General features: G+C 66.1%; 19 protein-coding genes. 12 read left to right on the forward strand and 7 right to left on the reverse strand.

Annotated elements, in window-relative coordinates:
• Nucleotides 1–18: 18 nt before the first annotated feature.
• Together PHA81_RS00690 and PHA81_RS00695 are read right to left on the reverse strand one after the other, a co-directional pair.
• Entirely contained in the window at nt 19–297 is a 279-nt protein-coding gene (locus PHA81_RS00690) for a hypothetical protein (RefSeq protein WP_273834672.1), read from the reverse strand.
• Between the two features lie 173 nt (nt 298–470).
• Nucleotides 471–944 carry a hypothetical protein gene (locus PHA81_RS00695; RefSeq protein WP_005043384.1) on the reverse strand — a complete coding sequence of 158 codons (474 nt, stop codon included), beginning with the start codon at nt 942–944 and terminating at the stop codon, nt 471–473.
• A 250-nt stretch (nt 945–1,194) separates the two neighbouring features.
• On the opposite strand from PHA81_RS00695, the gene rpl7ae reads away from it, so the two are divergent.
• From rpl7ae to PHA81_RS00725, 6 genes are all read left to right on the forward strand, one after another.
• Nucleotides 1,195–1,557, forward strand: a complete 363-nt coding sequence (gene rpl7ae / locus PHA81_RS00700) for a 50S ribosomal protein L7Ae (RefSeq protein ID WP_005043386.1) — start codon at nt 1,195–1,197, stop codon at nt 1,555–1,557.
• A 4-nt stretch (nt 1,558–1,561) separates the two neighbouring features.
• Nucleotides 1,562–1,783 carry a 30S ribosomal protein S28e gene (locus tag PHA81_RS00705; protein WP_005043389.1) on the forward strand — a complete coding sequence of 74 codons (222 nt, stop codon included), beginning with the start codon at nt 1,562–1,564 and terminating at the stop codon, nt 1,781–1,783.
• Nucleotides 1,783–2,310 carry a 50S ribosomal protein L24e gene (locus tag PHA81_RS00710; protein ID WP_005043390.1) on the forward strand — a complete coding sequence of 176 codons (528 nt, stop codon included), beginning with the start codon at nt 1,783–1,785 and terminating at the stop codon, nt 2,308–2,310. Before PHA81_RS00705 ends, PHA81_RS00710 begins: the two co-directional genes overlap by 1 nt.
• Complete coding sequence (ndk, locus tag PHA81_RS00715; protein ID WP_273834677.1) at nt 2,307–2,789, forward strand: nucleoside-diphosphate kinase; 483 nt, start codon at nt 2,307–2,309, stop codon at nt 2,787–2,789. Before PHA81_RS00710 ends, ndk begins: the two co-directional genes overlap by 4 nt.
• 305 nt (nt 2,790–3,094) lie before the next feature.
• The gene (locus tag PHA81_RS00720) at nt 3,095–5,476 is read left to right on the forward strand and encodes a penicillin acylase family protein (RefSeq protein ID WP_273834678.1); all 2,382 of its coding nucleotides are present in this window, start codon (nt 3,095–3,097) and stop codon (nt 5,474–5,476) included.
• Complete coding sequence (locus PHA81_RS00725) at nt 5,473–5,811, forward strand: hypothetical protein (RefSeq protein WP_005043394.1); 339 nt, start codon at nt 5,473–5,475, stop codon at nt 5,809–5,811. The genes PHA81_RS00720 and PHA81_RS00725 overlap by 4 nt, the downstream gene beginning before the upstream one ends.
• Nucleotides 5,812–5,817: 6 nt before the next feature.
• Here PHA81_RS00725 and PHA81_RS00730 read toward each other — a convergent pair whose 3' ends face one another.
• On the reverse strand, nt 5,818–7,230 hold the full coding sequence (locus PHA81_RS00730) for an MFS transporter (RefSeq protein ID WP_005043396.1): 1,413 nt from the start codon (nt 7,228–7,230) through the stop codon (nt 5,818–5,820).
• 223 nt (nt 7,231–7,453) lie between these two features.
• Here PHA81_RS00730 and PHA81_RS00735 point away from each other — a divergent pair, with 223 nt between their 5' ends.
• On the forward strand, nt 7,454–7,681 hold the full coding sequence (locus tag PHA81_RS00735; protein ID WP_005043397.1) for a hypothetical protein: 228 nt from the start codon (nt 7,454–7,456) through the stop codon (nt 7,679–7,681).
• An 89-nt stretch (nt 7,682–7,770) separates the two neighbouring features.
• Nucleotides 7,771–8,787, forward strand: a complete 1,017-nt coding sequence (locus PHA81_RS00740; protein ID WP_005043398.1) for an ornithine cyclodeaminase family protein — start codon at nt 7,771–7,773, stop codon at nt 8,785–8,787.
• A 27-nt stretch (nt 8,788–8,814) separates the two neighbouring features.
• Here the strand turns inward: PHA81_RS00740 and PHA81_RS00745 are convergent, their stop codons facing one another.
• Nucleotides 8,815–9,864, reverse strand: a complete 1,050-nt coding sequence (locus PHA81_RS00745) for a presenilin family intramembrane aspartyl protease PSH (RefSeq protein ID WP_005043399.1) — start codon at nt 9,862–9,864, stop codon at nt 8,815–8,817.
• Nucleotides 9,865–9,991: 127 nt separating this feature from the next.
• Here PHA81_RS00745 and PHA81_RS00750 point away from each other — a divergent pair, with 127 nt between their 5' ends.
• The gene (locus tag PHA81_RS00750) at nt 9,992–10,858 is read left to right on the forward strand and encodes a YihY/virulence factor BrkB family protein (RefSeq protein WP_005043400.1); all 867 of its coding nucleotides are present in this window, start codon (nt 9,992–9,994) and stop codon (nt 10,856–10,858) included.
• A gap of 59 nt (nt 10,859–10,917) precedes the next feature.
• Here PHA81_RS00750 and PHA81_RS00755 read toward each other — a convergent pair whose 3' ends face one another.
• Together PHA81_RS00755 and srp19 are read right to left on the reverse strand one after the other, a co-directional pair.
• The gene (locus PHA81_RS00755) at nt 10,918–11,139 is read right to left on the reverse strand and encodes a Gar1/Naf1 family protein (protein ID WP_005043401.1); all 222 of its coding nucleotides are present in this window, start codon (nt 11,137–11,139) and stop codon (nt 10,918–10,920) included.
• On the reverse strand, nt 11,136–11,414 hold the full coding sequence (srp19, locus tag PHA81_RS00760; RefSeq protein ID WP_005043402.1) for a signal recognition particle subunit SRP19: 279 nt from the start codon (nt 11,412–11,414) through the stop codon (nt 11,136–11,138). The genes PHA81_RS00755 and srp19 overlap by 4 nt, the downstream gene beginning before the upstream one ends.
• 220 nt (nt 11,415–11,634) lie before the next feature.
• Here srp19 and PHA81_RS00765 point away from each other — a divergent pair, with 220 nt between their 5' ends.
• The 3 genes from PHA81_RS00765 to PHA81_RS00775 are packed head-to-tail and all read left to right on the forward strand — an operon-like array spanning nt 11,635 to nt 14,562.
• Entirely contained in the window at nt 11,635–13,455 is a 1,821-nt protein-coding gene (locus PHA81_RS00765) for a cbb3-type cytochrome c oxidase subunit I (RefSeq protein ID WP_005043403.1), read from the forward strand.
• Nucleotides 13,452–14,045, forward strand: a complete 594-nt coding sequence (locus PHA81_RS00770) for a FecR/PupR family sigma factor regulator (RefSeq protein ID WP_005043405.1) — start codon at nt 13,452–13,454, stop codon at nt 14,043–14,045. Before PHA81_RS00765 ends, PHA81_RS00770 begins: the two co-directional genes overlap by 4 nt.
• A complete protein-coding gene (locus tag PHA81_RS00775; RefSeq protein WP_005043406.1) occupies nt 14,038–14,562 on the forward strand; it encodes a hypothetical protein in 525 nt (174 codons plus the stop codon). Before PHA81_RS00770 ends, PHA81_RS00775 begins: the two co-directional genes overlap by 8 nt.
• A 24-nt stretch (nt 14,563–14,586) precedes the next feature.
• On the opposite strand, the gene PHA81_RS00780 is transcribed toward PHA81_RS00775, so the two are convergent.
• Nucleotides 14,587–15,126, reverse strand: coding sequence for a DUF6789 family protein (locus tag PHA81_RS00780; RefSeq protein ID WP_005043407.1), 540 nt, complete (start codon nt 15,124–15,126; stop codon nt 14,587–14,589).
• Nucleotides 15,127–15,193 lie beyond the last annotated feature (67 nt).

Raw genomic sequence — 15,193 nt, forward strand, 5'->3', positions numbered from 1 at the left:
CGATCCGGCGACTGCCGGCTACGACTCGGAGGACGCCCCGACCGCGTCAGAGATCGCCTGGAGGTCGGCCTTTCTGAACGTGGAGTCGTCTGCCGCCTCCAGCGACTCCGCGACGCCGATCTGTGCCCGGATGAGTCGGCGCATCCGCGTCGTCGACGGTCGCCCCGACTCGTCGACCTCGAGCGCCACACAGATCGCCTGTAGCTCCTCCTTCGTGAACGACGCCTCGAACTCCCGTTCGAAGCGACCCGTCGCCGCTCGAATCGCGTTCCGCACCTCGTGGACGGTCACACTCATGAGTCTCTACTCTCCTGTCGTCACCCTCAAGCTTCCTACTCGGTAGCACCGAGCGTTGCAGAAGATGCGGATCGGATGTGATCGCTGACCAGTGCTGGACTCCTGTTCTAAATCTTGCACGCCGGTTTCAACAGGTAGCCAATCCGTGGCAGTAGAAAGTACGAGGACTTCGGCTACTCTCGATAGCTATCGGTTTCGTGCTCTATTGGGTTTCTCCGTGACCCGTTGCGTGACCGAGCGTACAGTAGCGCCGTGTCGGTGAAGCGGTAGGCGAACAGCCCGCCCAGAAAGGCCGATTGAGCGAGTACCGATGAGACACCGATAACAGCCAGGAGCGCGAATCCTGCTCCCACTCCCGCGATCGCGACGACGAGTGCAACGAGGAGACGTCGGATGAACGCCGAATTCCGATACGCCGCTCCGACGGCTCGGCCGCGTTCGGTTCGCCGAAGCCAGTACGTGACACCGATTGCGAACGACCCGCCGAGAACGCCCGCCACAGCAAACGTCAGATACGTGACGGTGTTGGGAACGTACTCGTGAACAGTCAATCCCATCACAACGACCCAGAGGACGGCGAACATCCCGTCCCGTTTGAGTCGTGTTTCGATCGGTAGCTCCGGAAGCCCGTTGGCAAACCGATCCATAGCCGCTCATGATGGTTTCAGAATATAAAATTCTGGCCACCAGCGTCCCCGTGCGCTCGGCTCGCACGCCGTGAGCGGTTGAAAGCGTTTTTATGCAGGCCTCCGCTACCCCGCGCTACAACCCGTGCGGGGTTGATGACGCTCCCAGCCTCACAGGACTCTCAGGCCGCCGGCGGGGCGGCCAGTCGGGATCGACGTGATCTCGGCGAGGGCGGGGGACGAAGAGCCTACGCACGGGAGGAACCAACCAATGTCAGTATACGTCACCTATGACGTCCCGGCGGATCTCGAGGACGACGCCATCGAGGCGCTCGAAGTCGCCCGGGACACCGGCACGGTAAAGAAAGGGACCAACGAGACGACCAAGGCTGTCGAGCGCGACAGCGCCGCACTCGTCTACATCGCCGAGGACGTGAGTCCCGAAGAGATCGTGATGCATCTGCCAGAGCTCGCCGACGAGAAGGAGATTCCCTTCGTGTTCGTCGAGACCCAGGACGACGTCGGCCACGCAGCGGGTCTCGAGGTCGGCAGCGCCGCGGCGGCGATCGTCGACGCGGGCGACGCCGACGAGCAGGTAGAGGACATCACGAGCAAGGTCGAGGACCTCCGATAGGACGATGAGCGCAGAAGAGGAGTCCGACTCCACGCCCGCCGAAGTCATCGAGGTCGTCGGCAAGACCGGGATGCACGGCGAGGCGATGCAGGTCAAATGCCGCATTCAGGGCGGCGAGAACCGGGGACGAATCATCACACGGAACTGTCTCGGCCCCGTCCGCGAGGGCGACGTGCTCCAGCTCAGGGAGACCGCCCGCGAGGCCGACGCCATCGGGGGTCGCTGATGGTTCGCACGCGTTCGTGTGATTACTGCGGTACGGACATCGAGCCCGGCACTGGGACGATGTTCGTCCACGTCGACGGGCGCGTCGTGCACTACTGCTCGTCGAAGTGTGAGAACAACGCCGACCTCGGCCGAGCCGCACGCGATCTCGAATGGACCGCCGAGGGCCAGCGGATGGCGGGCAACGAGGCCGGCACGGCCGACGAGGTCGAGCAGGTCGCAGCCGAGCCGGACGAAGACGAGACCGACACCGTTGCCGACGAGGTCGACACGGTCCCGGGCGAGACCGAGGCCGAAGCGGTCGCGGCGGCGACGGGCGACGCTGGCTCGCGATCAAGCGAGTCGGCGGGCGACGCCGGCGGAGCCGATACCGAGGAACTCGACGAGATCGAGGGCCGGCCGGCCGGCGGTCGCGAGGACGAGGACAAGACGTCCCCCGCAGCCGACGCCGACGAGGCCGAAGCGACCGTCGATAACGAGGAGACGGTGCGCGATACCGACGACAGCGACGAGGAAACGGACGAATGAGTCATCACGACGAGCGGACGTTCGTGATGGCGAAACCCGACGCCGTCCAGCGTGGGCAGATCGGCGAGATCGTTTCCCGGCTCGAAGGGAAAGGGCTCACGATGGTCGGCGGGAAGTTCATGCAGATCGACGAGGAGCTCGCCCACGAGCATTACGGCGAGCACGAGGGCAAGCCGTTCTTCGAGGGTCTCGTCGATTTCATCACCTCCGGTCCCGTGTTCGCGATGGTCTGGGAGGGCGCTGACGCCACGCGCCAGGTCCGTCGACTGATGGGCGCGACCGACGCTCAGGAATCCCAGCCCGGAACGATCCGTGGCGATCTCGGCAACGATCTGGGTCACAACCTGATCCACGGCTCCGATCACGAGGACGAAGGGGCCAACGAGCGCGAGATCGAGCTGTTCTTCGACGAAAGCGAACTCGTCGACTGGGAGCACGACACTGCGACCTGGGTCTACGAGGACGCCGCCGACCACTGACGGTACTGCCGAGCAGCACGGCCGATCGGCTTTCTCGGTGTCGCTGACGACTACAACCGATTTGTTCGAGATAAGTCACGCTACACTCGAAACCGCAAGCCACACCCTCCCCAACCGATTCCTTCGCTGCGTTCGCTTCGCTCACTCCGCTCAGTCATCCCTCGCACGAGTCGCGCGTCTTCGACGCGCTCCCGCGCGCCACCGCAGTCGAAGAGCGACGTTCAACCATTAGCGCCTGAATCAAACCACCGGCCGGTTCATTTCCGTTTTCGCAGGTTTATGGCACACGTCATGTAGTGACACGCATGGACAGCGATCTCACGCGGCGTGCGCTCGTGGGGGCGATCCTCGCGGGCGGCGTCGGGGCGAGCACGTTCTCGCCGGTCAGAGGGTATCTCGAACGGTTCGCGCCGCTCTCGGGATCGGCGTGGGACGCGACCGATCAGCCGGACTCCCGCACGATCGAGAGTCCCTACGGCGCGGCCGAGGTGCGCTACGACGAGTACGGCGTGCCGAACGTCACGGGCGAGAGCGAGGAAGCGCTCTACTACGCGGTCGGCTACGCTCAGGCTCGCGATCGGGCCTTCCAGCTGGATCTCCAGCGCCGACAGATGCGCGGCGAACTGTCGGCAGTCGTCGGCGAGCAGACCCTCGACTCCGACGAGTTCCGCACGAAGATGGATTTCGCGAGCGCAGCGCAGGTAACGTGGGACTCGCTCGCGGACTCCCGGACCGGTGCGCTCACCGAAGCCTACGCGGCGGGCGTCAACGAGATCATGGCGAACGATCCGTCAGCACTCGAATTTTCCTTACTGGAGTACGAGCCCGACCCGTGGACCCCGGTCGACACGATTCTGATGCAAAAGCAGATCGCGTGGACGCTCACAGGGAGCTTCCGGACGCTCCGGACGGCGCTCGTGGCCGACCGGCTCGGTGAGGAGATCGCCGAGGAACTCTACCCATCGCGGCTTGACCACGACTCGCCGATCATCCGCGATGGGGGGACCGACCAGGCGAGCCAGCAGCGGTCGGGTGCGAAGCACGAGTCGTCGACGCACTCCGTCGACCCAGCGCTCGCCGATTGGTTGAGTCAGTTCGAGTCCCCATCGGGGATCGGCTCGAACAGCTGGGTCGTCTCGGGCGAGCACACCGCGAGCGGCGCGCCGATCGTGGCGAACGATCCCCATTTGAGTCTGATGAGTCCTCCAGTATGGTACGAGATGAACCTCAGTCCCCCAGGGACGAACGTTCGCGGCGTGACTTTTCCGGGGGTGCCGTTCGTGGTCATCGGGGAGAACGACGCCGGCGCGTGGGGCTTTACCAACACCGGCGCGGACGTGATCGACTTCTACCGGTACGACACGCGCGAGGGCGAGTACCGATACGAGGGCGAGTGGCGCGAGTTCGAGACCGACCAGCGGACGATCGAGGTCGACGGCGGCGAGGACAGGAACGTTACTGTGAGAAAAACCGTCCACGGCCCGGTGATCGAGCGTGAGGGAGCGCGCGTCGGGGTCGCGTGGACCGGCCACACCGCGGAGTCGACCCCCCAGGCGATCTACGAGTTCAGCCGGAGCGAGGGGGTCGACGACATCGTGGACGCCACGGAGAACTTCGACGTGCCGACCCAGAACCTCGTGTACGCCGACCACGACGGCAACACGCTCTACTATGTCACCGGGAAGATCCCGATCCGCACCATCGACGGCGAGGAAGTTTCCGGAGATCGGATCTTCGATGGCTCCGCCGGTGAAGGCGAATGGGAAGGGTTCACGCCGTTCGGCACCTCCTCGTGGGAGGGGTTCGTTCCCTTCGAGGAGAAGCCACACGTGACGAACCCCGACTACCTCGGCACGGCGAACCAGCGAGTGGTGAACGATCCCGAGCATTACATCGCCGAGGCGTACTCCGATCCGTACCGTGGCATTCGGATCTACGACCGGCTCGACCGGCGGGCGCAATCGGACGACCCGATCGACCCCCAGTTCATGAAGGATCTCCAGCATGATACGCTCGATCTGCGCGCCGAGGCGCTCGTGCCGTTGCTCGTCGAGGTGGCGCGCACAGCGGACGACACGACCGAAATCAGACGGTACGTCGACGCGCTCGACGAGTGGGATCACCGGATGGAACGCGACTCGCTCGCGGCGCTGGTGTTCGTGCGGTGGTTCGACGAGTATCGTGAGCGGGTTTTCGGTCCCGTTTTCGACGAGCACGACCTCGACGCGTCGTACTACCCCAACGATTGGGTGCTCCAGCATCTCGGTCCCAACAGCCGGTGGTTCGAGGGACGCTCGCGCGCCGAAGTCATGCTCGACGGGCTCGACGCGGCGATCGAGGACATCGAGAACGCCGAGTACGACACCTACGGCGGGTACAACACCACCGACGCGATGACCCATCCGCTCGGGCTCGCGTTCCTCGGCTATCCCGACCTTCCCACGGACGGCTCGCGCGCGACGGTGAACAACTACGCCGTCGAGAACCCCACGGGGAGCAGCTGGCGGATGGTCTGTTCGATGGACGGCCCGTCGTCGGCCGTGATTCCTGGGGGCAATTCGAGCTCGTACTTCTCTGACCACTACGACGACCAGCTCGAACTGTGGGCCGACACCGAGTACAAGTCAATGAGTCGGGAGCTCCGAGGCGAGTCGACGCTCACCTTCGAACCGGAGGACGAGCAGTGAGCCTCGCAAATCGGTGGCAGGCGTTCCGGTCGGTTGAGGGCTGGCGGTGGGCGACGATGGTCGCCGCCATCGGTGTGGGGCTCGTCGCGGCGTGGTTTCATTGGCTCGGGCTGTTCCTCGGCGGCGCGCTCGTGGGGCTCGCGTCGGCCACGCGTGGCCGTGCGCTACTCGCCGGGTTCGGGTTCGGGGTGCTCGTCGTGTCGATCTTCGTGGTGACGCTGTTCGTCGGCGGCGACCTGACGCAGTACCTCGCGATGGGCCAGATCGTTGCGATCAGCCTCGCCCTCCCACCCGTGGCGGCGGCGTTCGCGGCGCTCTCGCGGTGGTTGGTGTAGCGTCGATCAGGCCGTCGTGAGTGACCCCTCGGTGCGGACGAGCACTGCCACGCCCAGCAGTGCCGCGAGCGCGCCGAACCCGGCGAGCACCGCGAACAACGCTGCCGGCGAGAGCGCGGTCAGGATCGCGCCGGCGATGGTCCCGCCGAGCGCGCCGACGCCGAACACGCCGAGGTAGGTGTAGCCGTAGGAGATTCCACGCGCCTCGGGCGGGCTGAACTCCGCGATCGCGGCCTGGTACAGCGGCTGGACGAAAAACAGGAAAAACCCGAGCGCGGCCCCGACGATCAAGAGCGGAACGATCCCAGCCCGGGCTACCGGCAGGAAGAGGACGGCGAGCACAGCGAGCACGCCGTAGCCGCCGGCGATCCCCGCCGCAGGACGTATGTGATCGGTGAGTCGTCCGCCGACGTACTGGCCGAGCACGCCCACCATCAGCAGGCCGGCGTAGAAGTACCGTTCCGGCTGGAGTTCGGTACCGGCGACCGCCACGGGTTCGAACTCGGGGAACGACGAGAGGATCTCGGGCAGGAAGGTGAGCACGCCGCGGTAGTAGAGCCCGGAGAGCATCGCCACCCCGAAGACGAGGACGAACACGCCCGCGAAGAGTGCTTTCGAGCTGGCGACGAACTCCCCGAACGACCTGACCCCGCCAGTCCGCTCGCGCTCACCGCTGTCGGACTCGCTTCGCTCGGCCGACGAGGATCGAGAAGCTTCGCTTCTCTCACCACTGTCGGATCGCTCCGCGCTCCGACGAGATTCGCGCTCGCTTCGCTCGCGCTCACCGCCGTCAGCAGCCGCGTTCTCGACACCGTCTTCGGTCGCACCGACCGCCGCGGTCTCGTCGATATCGGCCCGGAGGGCGAACAGTCCCGCGATCAGAGCGGGGATTGCGAGCAGGCCGGCTACGGTCCGCCAGCCGAACGCCAGCAGCGCGATCGTGGTGGCAAGCGGCCCGAGCGCGATCCCGAGGTTGCCGGCCATCCCGTGGTAGGCGAACGCGCTCCCACGCTCGTGGACGCCCTTGCTGATCAGCGCGAGCCCCGAGGGATGATAGACGCTCGCCGCCGCGCCCCAGCAGACCAGCGCGAGCGCGATCACGACGACGCCGGGCGCGAGCCCGAGGAGGAGAAAGGAGCCTCCCATCCCGAACAGACAGAGCGCGATCAGGGGCCGCGAGCCGTACGTGTCGGCGAGCACCCCCGCCAGCAGCGCGCCGAGCCCGAACAGCGCGTAGCCCACCGACACCACGACGCCGAGCGTGGCCGCGTTGACCGGGAACGTCGCGGAAAGCACTGAGATGGTGTCGAACTCCACGAGCCAGACCGACACGAGGATCGGGATCGAGAGCTCGTAGGTGTGGACCATCGCGTGCGCACCCATCACGAGGCCGACGATCGCACGGTCGTTCCCGTTCACACCCCTACTGCCCCGACGATCGATTTCAACCCGTCGGTCGGGGCAACTCGTGACCTCACGCTTGCTCTACCCTGTCCCATCGGTGACGATGACGGAACCGATCCCGGAACGCTGCCCTATAACTTATGAAAAACTTCTTTGTAGAACGCGCTGCTCCTACAGAGGACCAACCGCCCACCTATGGAGAACACTTATGTGTCTCACGCCCATACGATGATATACAATGGCTCAGTACTACGATTACGTTCTCGGTCTCATCCCGCTCGCACTCGGCGGTATCACCGCGCTACTCGCCGCTGTCGGCGTCTCGATCACGGTCGCCGTCCCGCTCGCAGCAACTGTCGCGGTCGCGCTGATCGGCCACGGGATGTTCGTCCGGGCCCCGGGTGCCGAGCCGGCTCCCGCACCCGCGCCACGGCCCAACGCCCCTTCGTTCGAGTCCGCCGACTGAAGCGTTCTCTTCTCGTTTTCGTTCTTTTACCGTTCTCTCGTCCATCCGAGCCACCAGCCATAAGCCGTCGCTCCGCCGAAGAACACACAATGACGCCGGCCACTGAACCCGACGAGGCGCTGTTTCTCACGAGCGAGGAGTGTGCGGGGCTTGCGACGCCTGCGGAGTACGTCGCGGCGGTCCGCGAGGGCTACCGCCAGCGGGGCCACGGTGCGCCAGCAGCTCCGCGGACGACGCTCAGAAACGACGATCCGCCGGGGATGCTGACGGGCTACTCCGCCATCCTGCCCGAGACGGGTGCGATGGGCGGGTACACCTATGCCGCCGGGTTCGGCGATCACGACGCCCGGTTCATGCTGCCGCTGTTCGATGCCGACTCGGGCGCGCCGCTCGCGCTGCTCGACGGCGCGAGCCTCAACCCCTTCAAAACCGGGGCGGCGGGTGCGGTGGGGATCGACGCGCTCGCGCGCGAGGACGCGACGACGCTCGCGGTGATCGGCAGCGGCGCGCAGGCCCGCGGTCAGCTCCGGGCGGCGGCCACAGTCAGAGCGTTCGACACCGTGAACGTCTACTCGCCGACTGCCGACCACCGCGAGTCCTTCGCCGCGACGATGAACGAACGCCTCGATCCTGCGGTGGCTGCGGTCGCCTCCAGCGCCGCCGCAGTCGAGGACGCCGACGTGGTCATCACTGCGACGAACAGTTCAGAGCCGGTTTTCGATGGCGACCTCCTCGAAGCCGGCGCGCACGTCACCGCGATGGGCCAGTACCACCCCGAGAGACACGAACTCGATGCGACGACCATCGAGCGCGCGACGTACGTCCCCGACCTCCGCGAGCGCGTCACTCAGGACGCGGGCTCGTTCATCCACGCGGTCGAGGAGGGTGTCGTGACCGAGGACGCGATTCACGCGGAACTCGGCGAGGTGGTCGCTGGCGAGGCTCCGGGCCGGGAGACCGACGAAGAGATCACGGTGTTCGATTCGGGTGGGACGGGCATCGAGACCGTCGCCGCCGCCCACCTGCTCTACGAGACCGCGCGCGAGAAGGGACTCGGCTCCCCGATCGAGTTCGCGCCGGCGAGCCAGGCGCTGACTGGCGAATGATGGAGTGACGACGACCGCCAAAACCGCTCAGACGTACGGCCCGAGACCGAGCGCGCGCACCAGCGGAATCCCGGCTGCGAGCGCGCCGAGCAGGTAGCCACCGACCGCGCCGCCATTGAGAAGTGGAAGACCGGCGTGTGCGCGACCCTTCATGACGAACCAGAGCAGCGCCACCAGCCCGCAGAGCGTCCCGATCATCGCCGTGAGCGCAGGGAGGGTGAGCGCGAACCCGGCGACGAGCGGCGATGCGGGGGCGAACACCGCAGCGCTCGCCACCATCACGCCCGGCATCACCGCGTCGCCGAGCCCGACGAAGAGGGCGTCGCGCTCGTCGAAACCGGGCCGGTCGGCCGCGTCGTCACCGTCGCTGTCGGCATCGGCTGGCTCGTCGGCGGCTGCGTCGTCGCCCCCGTCCGCTTCGACAGCCGGTTGGTCCGGCCCCTCCGAAGTCGAGGGACTGTCGTTGAGAAACGAGTACGAGAGCGTGAGCGGGATCACCAGCACGACCGGGAGTTTGAGATCCATCACGCCGTCGGCGAGCGCGAGCATGTGCTCGGTGCCGTACACCGAGATGGCGTCGTAGACCGCGAGCGCGACGAGGAGCACGATCGCGGGGAGGAGACCGAAACTGATCCCGAAGAGCGCTGCCGCGCCCGCCCCCATCACGATCCCGGCGGCGTCGATGACGTACCACTCCGGATGGACGAGGAGGGCGATCACGAGCAGGCCAGCCGCGGCGAGCGCGAGCGGCGAGGTCGCGATCCCGGCGATCGACCAGCCGAGGGGCGCGGGCAGCAGCACCGAGAAGACGTACAGCGAAACGAACCCGCTTGCGAGGACCACGAACCCCCGGAGCACCCAGTCCGCGCCGACTTTGATCGTTCCGAGCATCGCCGCGGTGGCGACGAGGATCGCACCGATGTAGATCACGCTGTTCGCCGGGTTCGAGGGGTTCTCGACCGCCCGGTAGCCCGCCGATTCGAACGGGCCGACGAGCGCGAGCGCACCCATTTGAACCGCCAGAAAGATCGCGACCGTGGCCGCGCCGGCTACGACGACCCGCCTGCGCTGGTGCATGACTGTGTCTCTGCCGGCGTACCCTTTGGGGTTTCGCTGCTGTCTCGTGGCTACCGAAGCGTGAAAACCGCGACAATACGAAGAGTTAGGGTTTCACACACCGTTCGTTTCCGAGAGGATCGAATCCGTGAACGTCCGCTCGTCCCGGCCGGCGCGGCTCGCTCGGGCGACGATCGCCGAGGTCCGCGAGAACCACCTCACCTTCATGGCGGGCAGCCTCGCGTTCTACGCGTTCGTTTCGCTGGTGCCGCTGTTCGTGCTGGCGTTCGTCGCGGCGTCGGTCGTCGGCGGCGAGGCGTTCGCGACCCGGATCACCGACCTGCTCGAATCGACGCTGACCGAGAGTGCGCGCGATCTCCTTGCGGACGTGCTGACCGACTCGTCGGGACAGACCGGCGCGTCCGCGATCGGGCTCGTGACGCTACTGTGGAGTGGATTAAAGCTGTTCCGCGGGCTCGACATCGCGTTCGACGCGGTCTACGGCGTGCGGCGGCCGAAATCGTTGCTCGCTCAGCTCCGGGACGGCGCGATCGTTCTCCTCGGGGTGGGGCTCGCGGTCGGTGTGATCGTTGTCACCGGCGCGGCGTTCGCGCTCTTTCCCACGATCCCGTACGTCGAGGATTTCCATCCGCTGCTCCTCGTCGTCGGGCTCTCGCTGACCTTTCTGCCGCTGTATTACTTCCTGCCGGACGTCGACGTCTCGATGGTCGAAGTGCTGCCGGGAACGGTGCTCGCCGCGCTCGGCTGGACCGTCACCGAGTTCGCCTTCCAGTTCTACGTCGCCTACGCCGGCCAGTACGCCGCCTACGGCGTGATCGGTGGCGTCCTTCTCGTGCTGATCTGGCTCTACTACAGCGCCCTCGTACTCCTGCTGGGGGCCGTCGTGAACGTCGTTTTCGCTGGTCGCTCCACCCACCTCGGCGACGAGCGTGCGCCGCTCGATGACTCTCGCTCCGCCGACACCACTCCGGACGGCGGGCGGTGGCGGTGGTAAGAGAAGCGAAGCGAAGCGAGCGCGAACGAAGTGAGACAGAATTCGATCGCTCGTCGCCGTTACTCGGCGTAGAGCCGGCTGCCGAGCAGTAGTGTCGGTTCGTTCCGCGGGTCGACCGCGAGATACGGCCGTTCGACCGGGCCGAACACGTCGACCACCCGACCCACCGTCGAGAGCTCTTGATCGCTGAGTTCGGTCCCGATGTCGGGATGTGCCTCGTCGGGACAGCGGACGATCGCGAGTCCCTGGGCGACCCGCACGACCTCACCCGCGCGTTTCATTCCCGGAGGACGGCGACGTACGCCGCGACCGCCTGGAGGAGGTCGGACTTGCCGGCGTCGTCGGCGTTCTCGATCACGACCCGCCCGCGCGGCTCGTACTCGCGCGGGTAGGTCTTCTCGCGTTCGATCACCACGTCGTACCCGACCTGGCCGGCGGCGCGCGCGATCTCGTCGACGGTCGGCTCCGGGACGGCCGCCGATCGGGACACCCGTCGCCCCTCGCTCCGGCTCAACTCCCGATCCAGGTAGGCGGGCCAGATGACGTTCTCGACCATACAGCCGCCTTCTTCGGGCGCGGCGTAACGTCTTCGGTCCGGCGTGCGGCGTGGTGACTCCCGGAAAGCGGTCGGGCCGTCCGCTGATTATTTGTCGATCGCCTCCGATGTCCGTGTATGAACAGTGCCGCGTCCATCGGGAGCCTCGCCGCGGCGATGCTTGCGGTAGCAGGCGAAACAGTCCCGCCCTCGCTCTGCACCACCACCGACGCCATCAGCCATGTCTGAGGTGATCGTCGGCGTCGCTGCGGTCGGGCTCGTCCTTGCCGTACTCGCGTGGCGGATCCACGCGAACCGCAAAACAGCGCCGCCCGAGCCGCCACAGCCCGACGGCGGGTATCTCCCCGAAAACCCGACCACCGAGACCGGCGCAGAGACCGAGGCCAAGTCGGCGGGTATCACGCGCTGGTTGACCACTGTGGATCACAAGGACATCGGGATCATGTACATCGTGTTCGGGGCGATCGCGGGGCTGTGGGGAGGCACCGACGCGATGATGATCCGGACTGAACTCCTGACGCCCGCGGCCGACCTCTGGACCGAGGGCACGTACAACGCTCTCTTCACCACTCACGGGCTCACGATGTTGATCCTGTTCGTCACACCCGTGTTCTTCGGGATGGCGAACTACTTCCTGCCCATCCTGATCGGGGCCGACGACCTCTCCTTCCCCCGGCTCAACGCACTGAGCTTCTGGCTCCTCCCGCCGGCGTTGCTCCTCATCCGCGGCGGGCTCGTGGTGAACCTCTTCGCGAAGTTCCTCGGCGTCTGGGTGCCGGTCGATGCGATCGACTTTCTCTTCGAGATCAAACCTCCCGAGATCGGGTGGTACATGTACGCGCCGCTGTCGCTCCAGTCGGGCAACCCACAGGTCGACTTCCTCCTGCTCGGGCTCCATTTGAGTGGGATCTCGACCGTCCTCGCCTCGATCAACTTCATCATCACCGTGTTCGCCGAGCGCGACGAGGAGGTCTCGTGGGCCGATGTCGACCTGTTCACGTGGACGCTGGTCACGACCGCCGGGATCGCGCTGCTCGCGTTCTCGCTGCTCGGGGCCGCGCTCGTGATGCTGTTGCTCGATCGGAACTTCGGGACGACGTTTTTCGCGCTCGAAGGCGGTGGTCCGATCCTCTGGCAGCATATCTTCTGGTTCTGGGGCCACCCGGAGGTGTATATCATCGTTCTTCCGGGGTTCGGGCTGATGAGCACGATACTGCCGAAGTTCGCGGGACGGACGCTGTTCGGCCGGAAGTACGTGATCTACTCGACGTTCGCGATCGGCGTGCTTTCGTTCGGCGTGTGGGCTCACCACATGTTCTCGACCGGGATCGACCCACGGATCAGAGCGAGCTTCATGGCGGTCTCGCTCGCGATCGCGATCCCGAGCGCGATCAAGGAGTTCAACTGGATCACCACGATCTGGAAGGGGCGGGTCAGGCTGACTGCGCCGATGATCTTCTGTATCGGCGGGCTGAGCACGTTCGTGATCGGCGGCATCACGGGCGTGTTCCTCGCTTCCATACCGGTGGATCTGCTGTACCACGACACCTACTACGTCGTGGGTCACTTCCACATGATCCTGATGGGGATCATCCCGTTCATGATGATGGCGGCGAGCTACTACTGGTTCCCGATCCTCACCGAACGGATGTACGACCAGCCGCTCGCCCGCTTCCAGGCCGTGTTGATGGTGGTCGGCGTGATCGTGACCTTCGGCGCGATGTTGATCACCGGCGCGCTTGGACTGCCGCGGCGGTACGCGAGCTACCCCGCGGAGTTCGCGCCGCTGATGGAGATCACGACGATCGGGGCGTACGTCATCGGGATCAGCGTCCTGCTGTGGCTGTGGAACATGCTCAAGTCGTACTTCTGGGGTTCGCGGATCACCGACGCCGACGTCTGGGATCTGAAGGAAGTCGGCCAGTTCACCCGCGAGTGGCAGCACTTCGAGGAACAGCTCCGCGAGCGCTACGCGGCGGATGGCTCCGGTGAGCGCGAGCGTCGTCGGGCCATGCCCGACGGTAGTAGGGGAGACGAATGAACGGCGACGACGAACTGGAGGGCAGCGACGAGCAGGACTTTCGTGAGCATTTCGCGCCGGTCGCACGGAGCATTCGACGAACGGTCACGAGCCGGACGATCCAGGTCTACGCGGTCTCGTTCGTCGGGATCGTGATCCTCTCTGCGAGCATCGGTCCCGCCGTCGTCGGTGCGTACGCCACCGTTCAGGAGGACTACGGGCTGTGTAGCGATCCCGATCTCGAAGTCTCGTCGGCGGACGACACCGCCGAACTCACGGCTGGCAACGACGTTCCCGAGTTCGTCCGCCTCGATTACGACGAGCTATCGACCGCCGAACAGCGTGCCTTCCGGGCGGCGCTCGCCTCCGCGAACGGCGTGAAGCCGATCGAGGGAGATGTCGAGCATCGCTCGGCGTTCCGCGACGGGGCGCTCGTCACCTATCAGGGAGAAAACCACTACGCGGTGATCGGGTCGCGCAACGACTGTGTCACGGACTCGTTCAACCTCCCGCTGTCGATCGCAGGGCTGGTGGTGGGATCGGGACTGGTGATCGCGCCGGGCGTGTGGCGGCTCCGCGGAAACGGGGCCGAGGAGGCCGTCGATGAGTGAGTACGAACTCCACCGGCCGCGGTTTTCGGCCACGACACGGAACAACTGGGAGTTCCCGTCGGAAGCGGGCGTCGACACCGACGATCTCCCGGCGGTCGCCGATCGGTTCCTCCTCTCGAAATCGGGGTTCGACGATCCCGACTCCTTCGACGACCTCGCGCTGCCGGTGGTCACCGAACGGGGCGAGCTCAGCTACAACGCGCTCTGGGCCGCAAAGCGCGGGCCGTACGGTGTCGAGGGGATTCCGGATCTCGACGCCGAGACCAGGGCGGACGCCGAGGCGTTGATCGACGAGATCGGCCACGAGCAGTTCGAGGGGTTCGACGACGTCACGCTGCCCGCTGCCTCGTGGCGGCAGTCCAAGCCAGGGTCCGAGGCGATCACGCCCACGCTCGAATCGACCGACGACAGCGGGGTTTTCGGTGTCGGTCGCGTGACACCGTCCGCGGCGCGTGCTGCCGTCGGTCTCGTCTTTCTCACCGTGGTATCGATCGCCATCGAGTGGTTTCGCGAGTGAGATCTCGCGAGCGCCAGGGCCGCTTCACTGGAACGTCGTTCCGACGAAGGCGACGTCGACGCGGGGATCGGCGTACTCGAAAACCAGCCCGAGCACGAGTCCGTAGAGACACTGGCCGACGAACGTGAGCACGACGAAGAGGAGGAGATCGATGCCGGTCTGGCCCGAATAGAACGCGATCGAAAAGCCGGCCCAGCCGATGGCCGCGAAGGTGATCCCGCTGACCGCCATCCGCCAGCCAGGAAGGTAGTGATGGAGCGCAGCGAACAGAAACGGCCACGTCGTCATCCCGCCGCCGACGAAGATGAGATAGCCAACCAGTGGGTTGCCCTCGCCCACGATCGGGTCGCCGATCCCGGCGAGTCCCGCGAGCTCGCCGAACTGGGCGGGCTCGAACGCGCCGAGGACGATCGCGAGATAGAGAACGACCGAGAACGCGAGCGTGCCGAGACCGCCGGCGATTCCGCCGACCATTCCGCCGACGACGATCCGTCTGAGGTCCGCGAGCGCTGCGGATTCGGGTTGGCCCGTCACCCGTTCGATGAGGGGCCCAGCGTTGACCATACCGCTCGTTCGACCCCCAGGCGCAAAAAGACACCCACCACGGTCGTCCTGCGTTCTCGGTACCGGC

The sequence above is a fragment of the Halococcus sp. PRR34 genome (assembly GCF_028617175.1).
GTDB classification, from domain to species: Archaea; Halobacteriota; Halobacteria; order Halobacteriales; family Halococcaceae; genus Halococcus; species Halococcus salifodinae.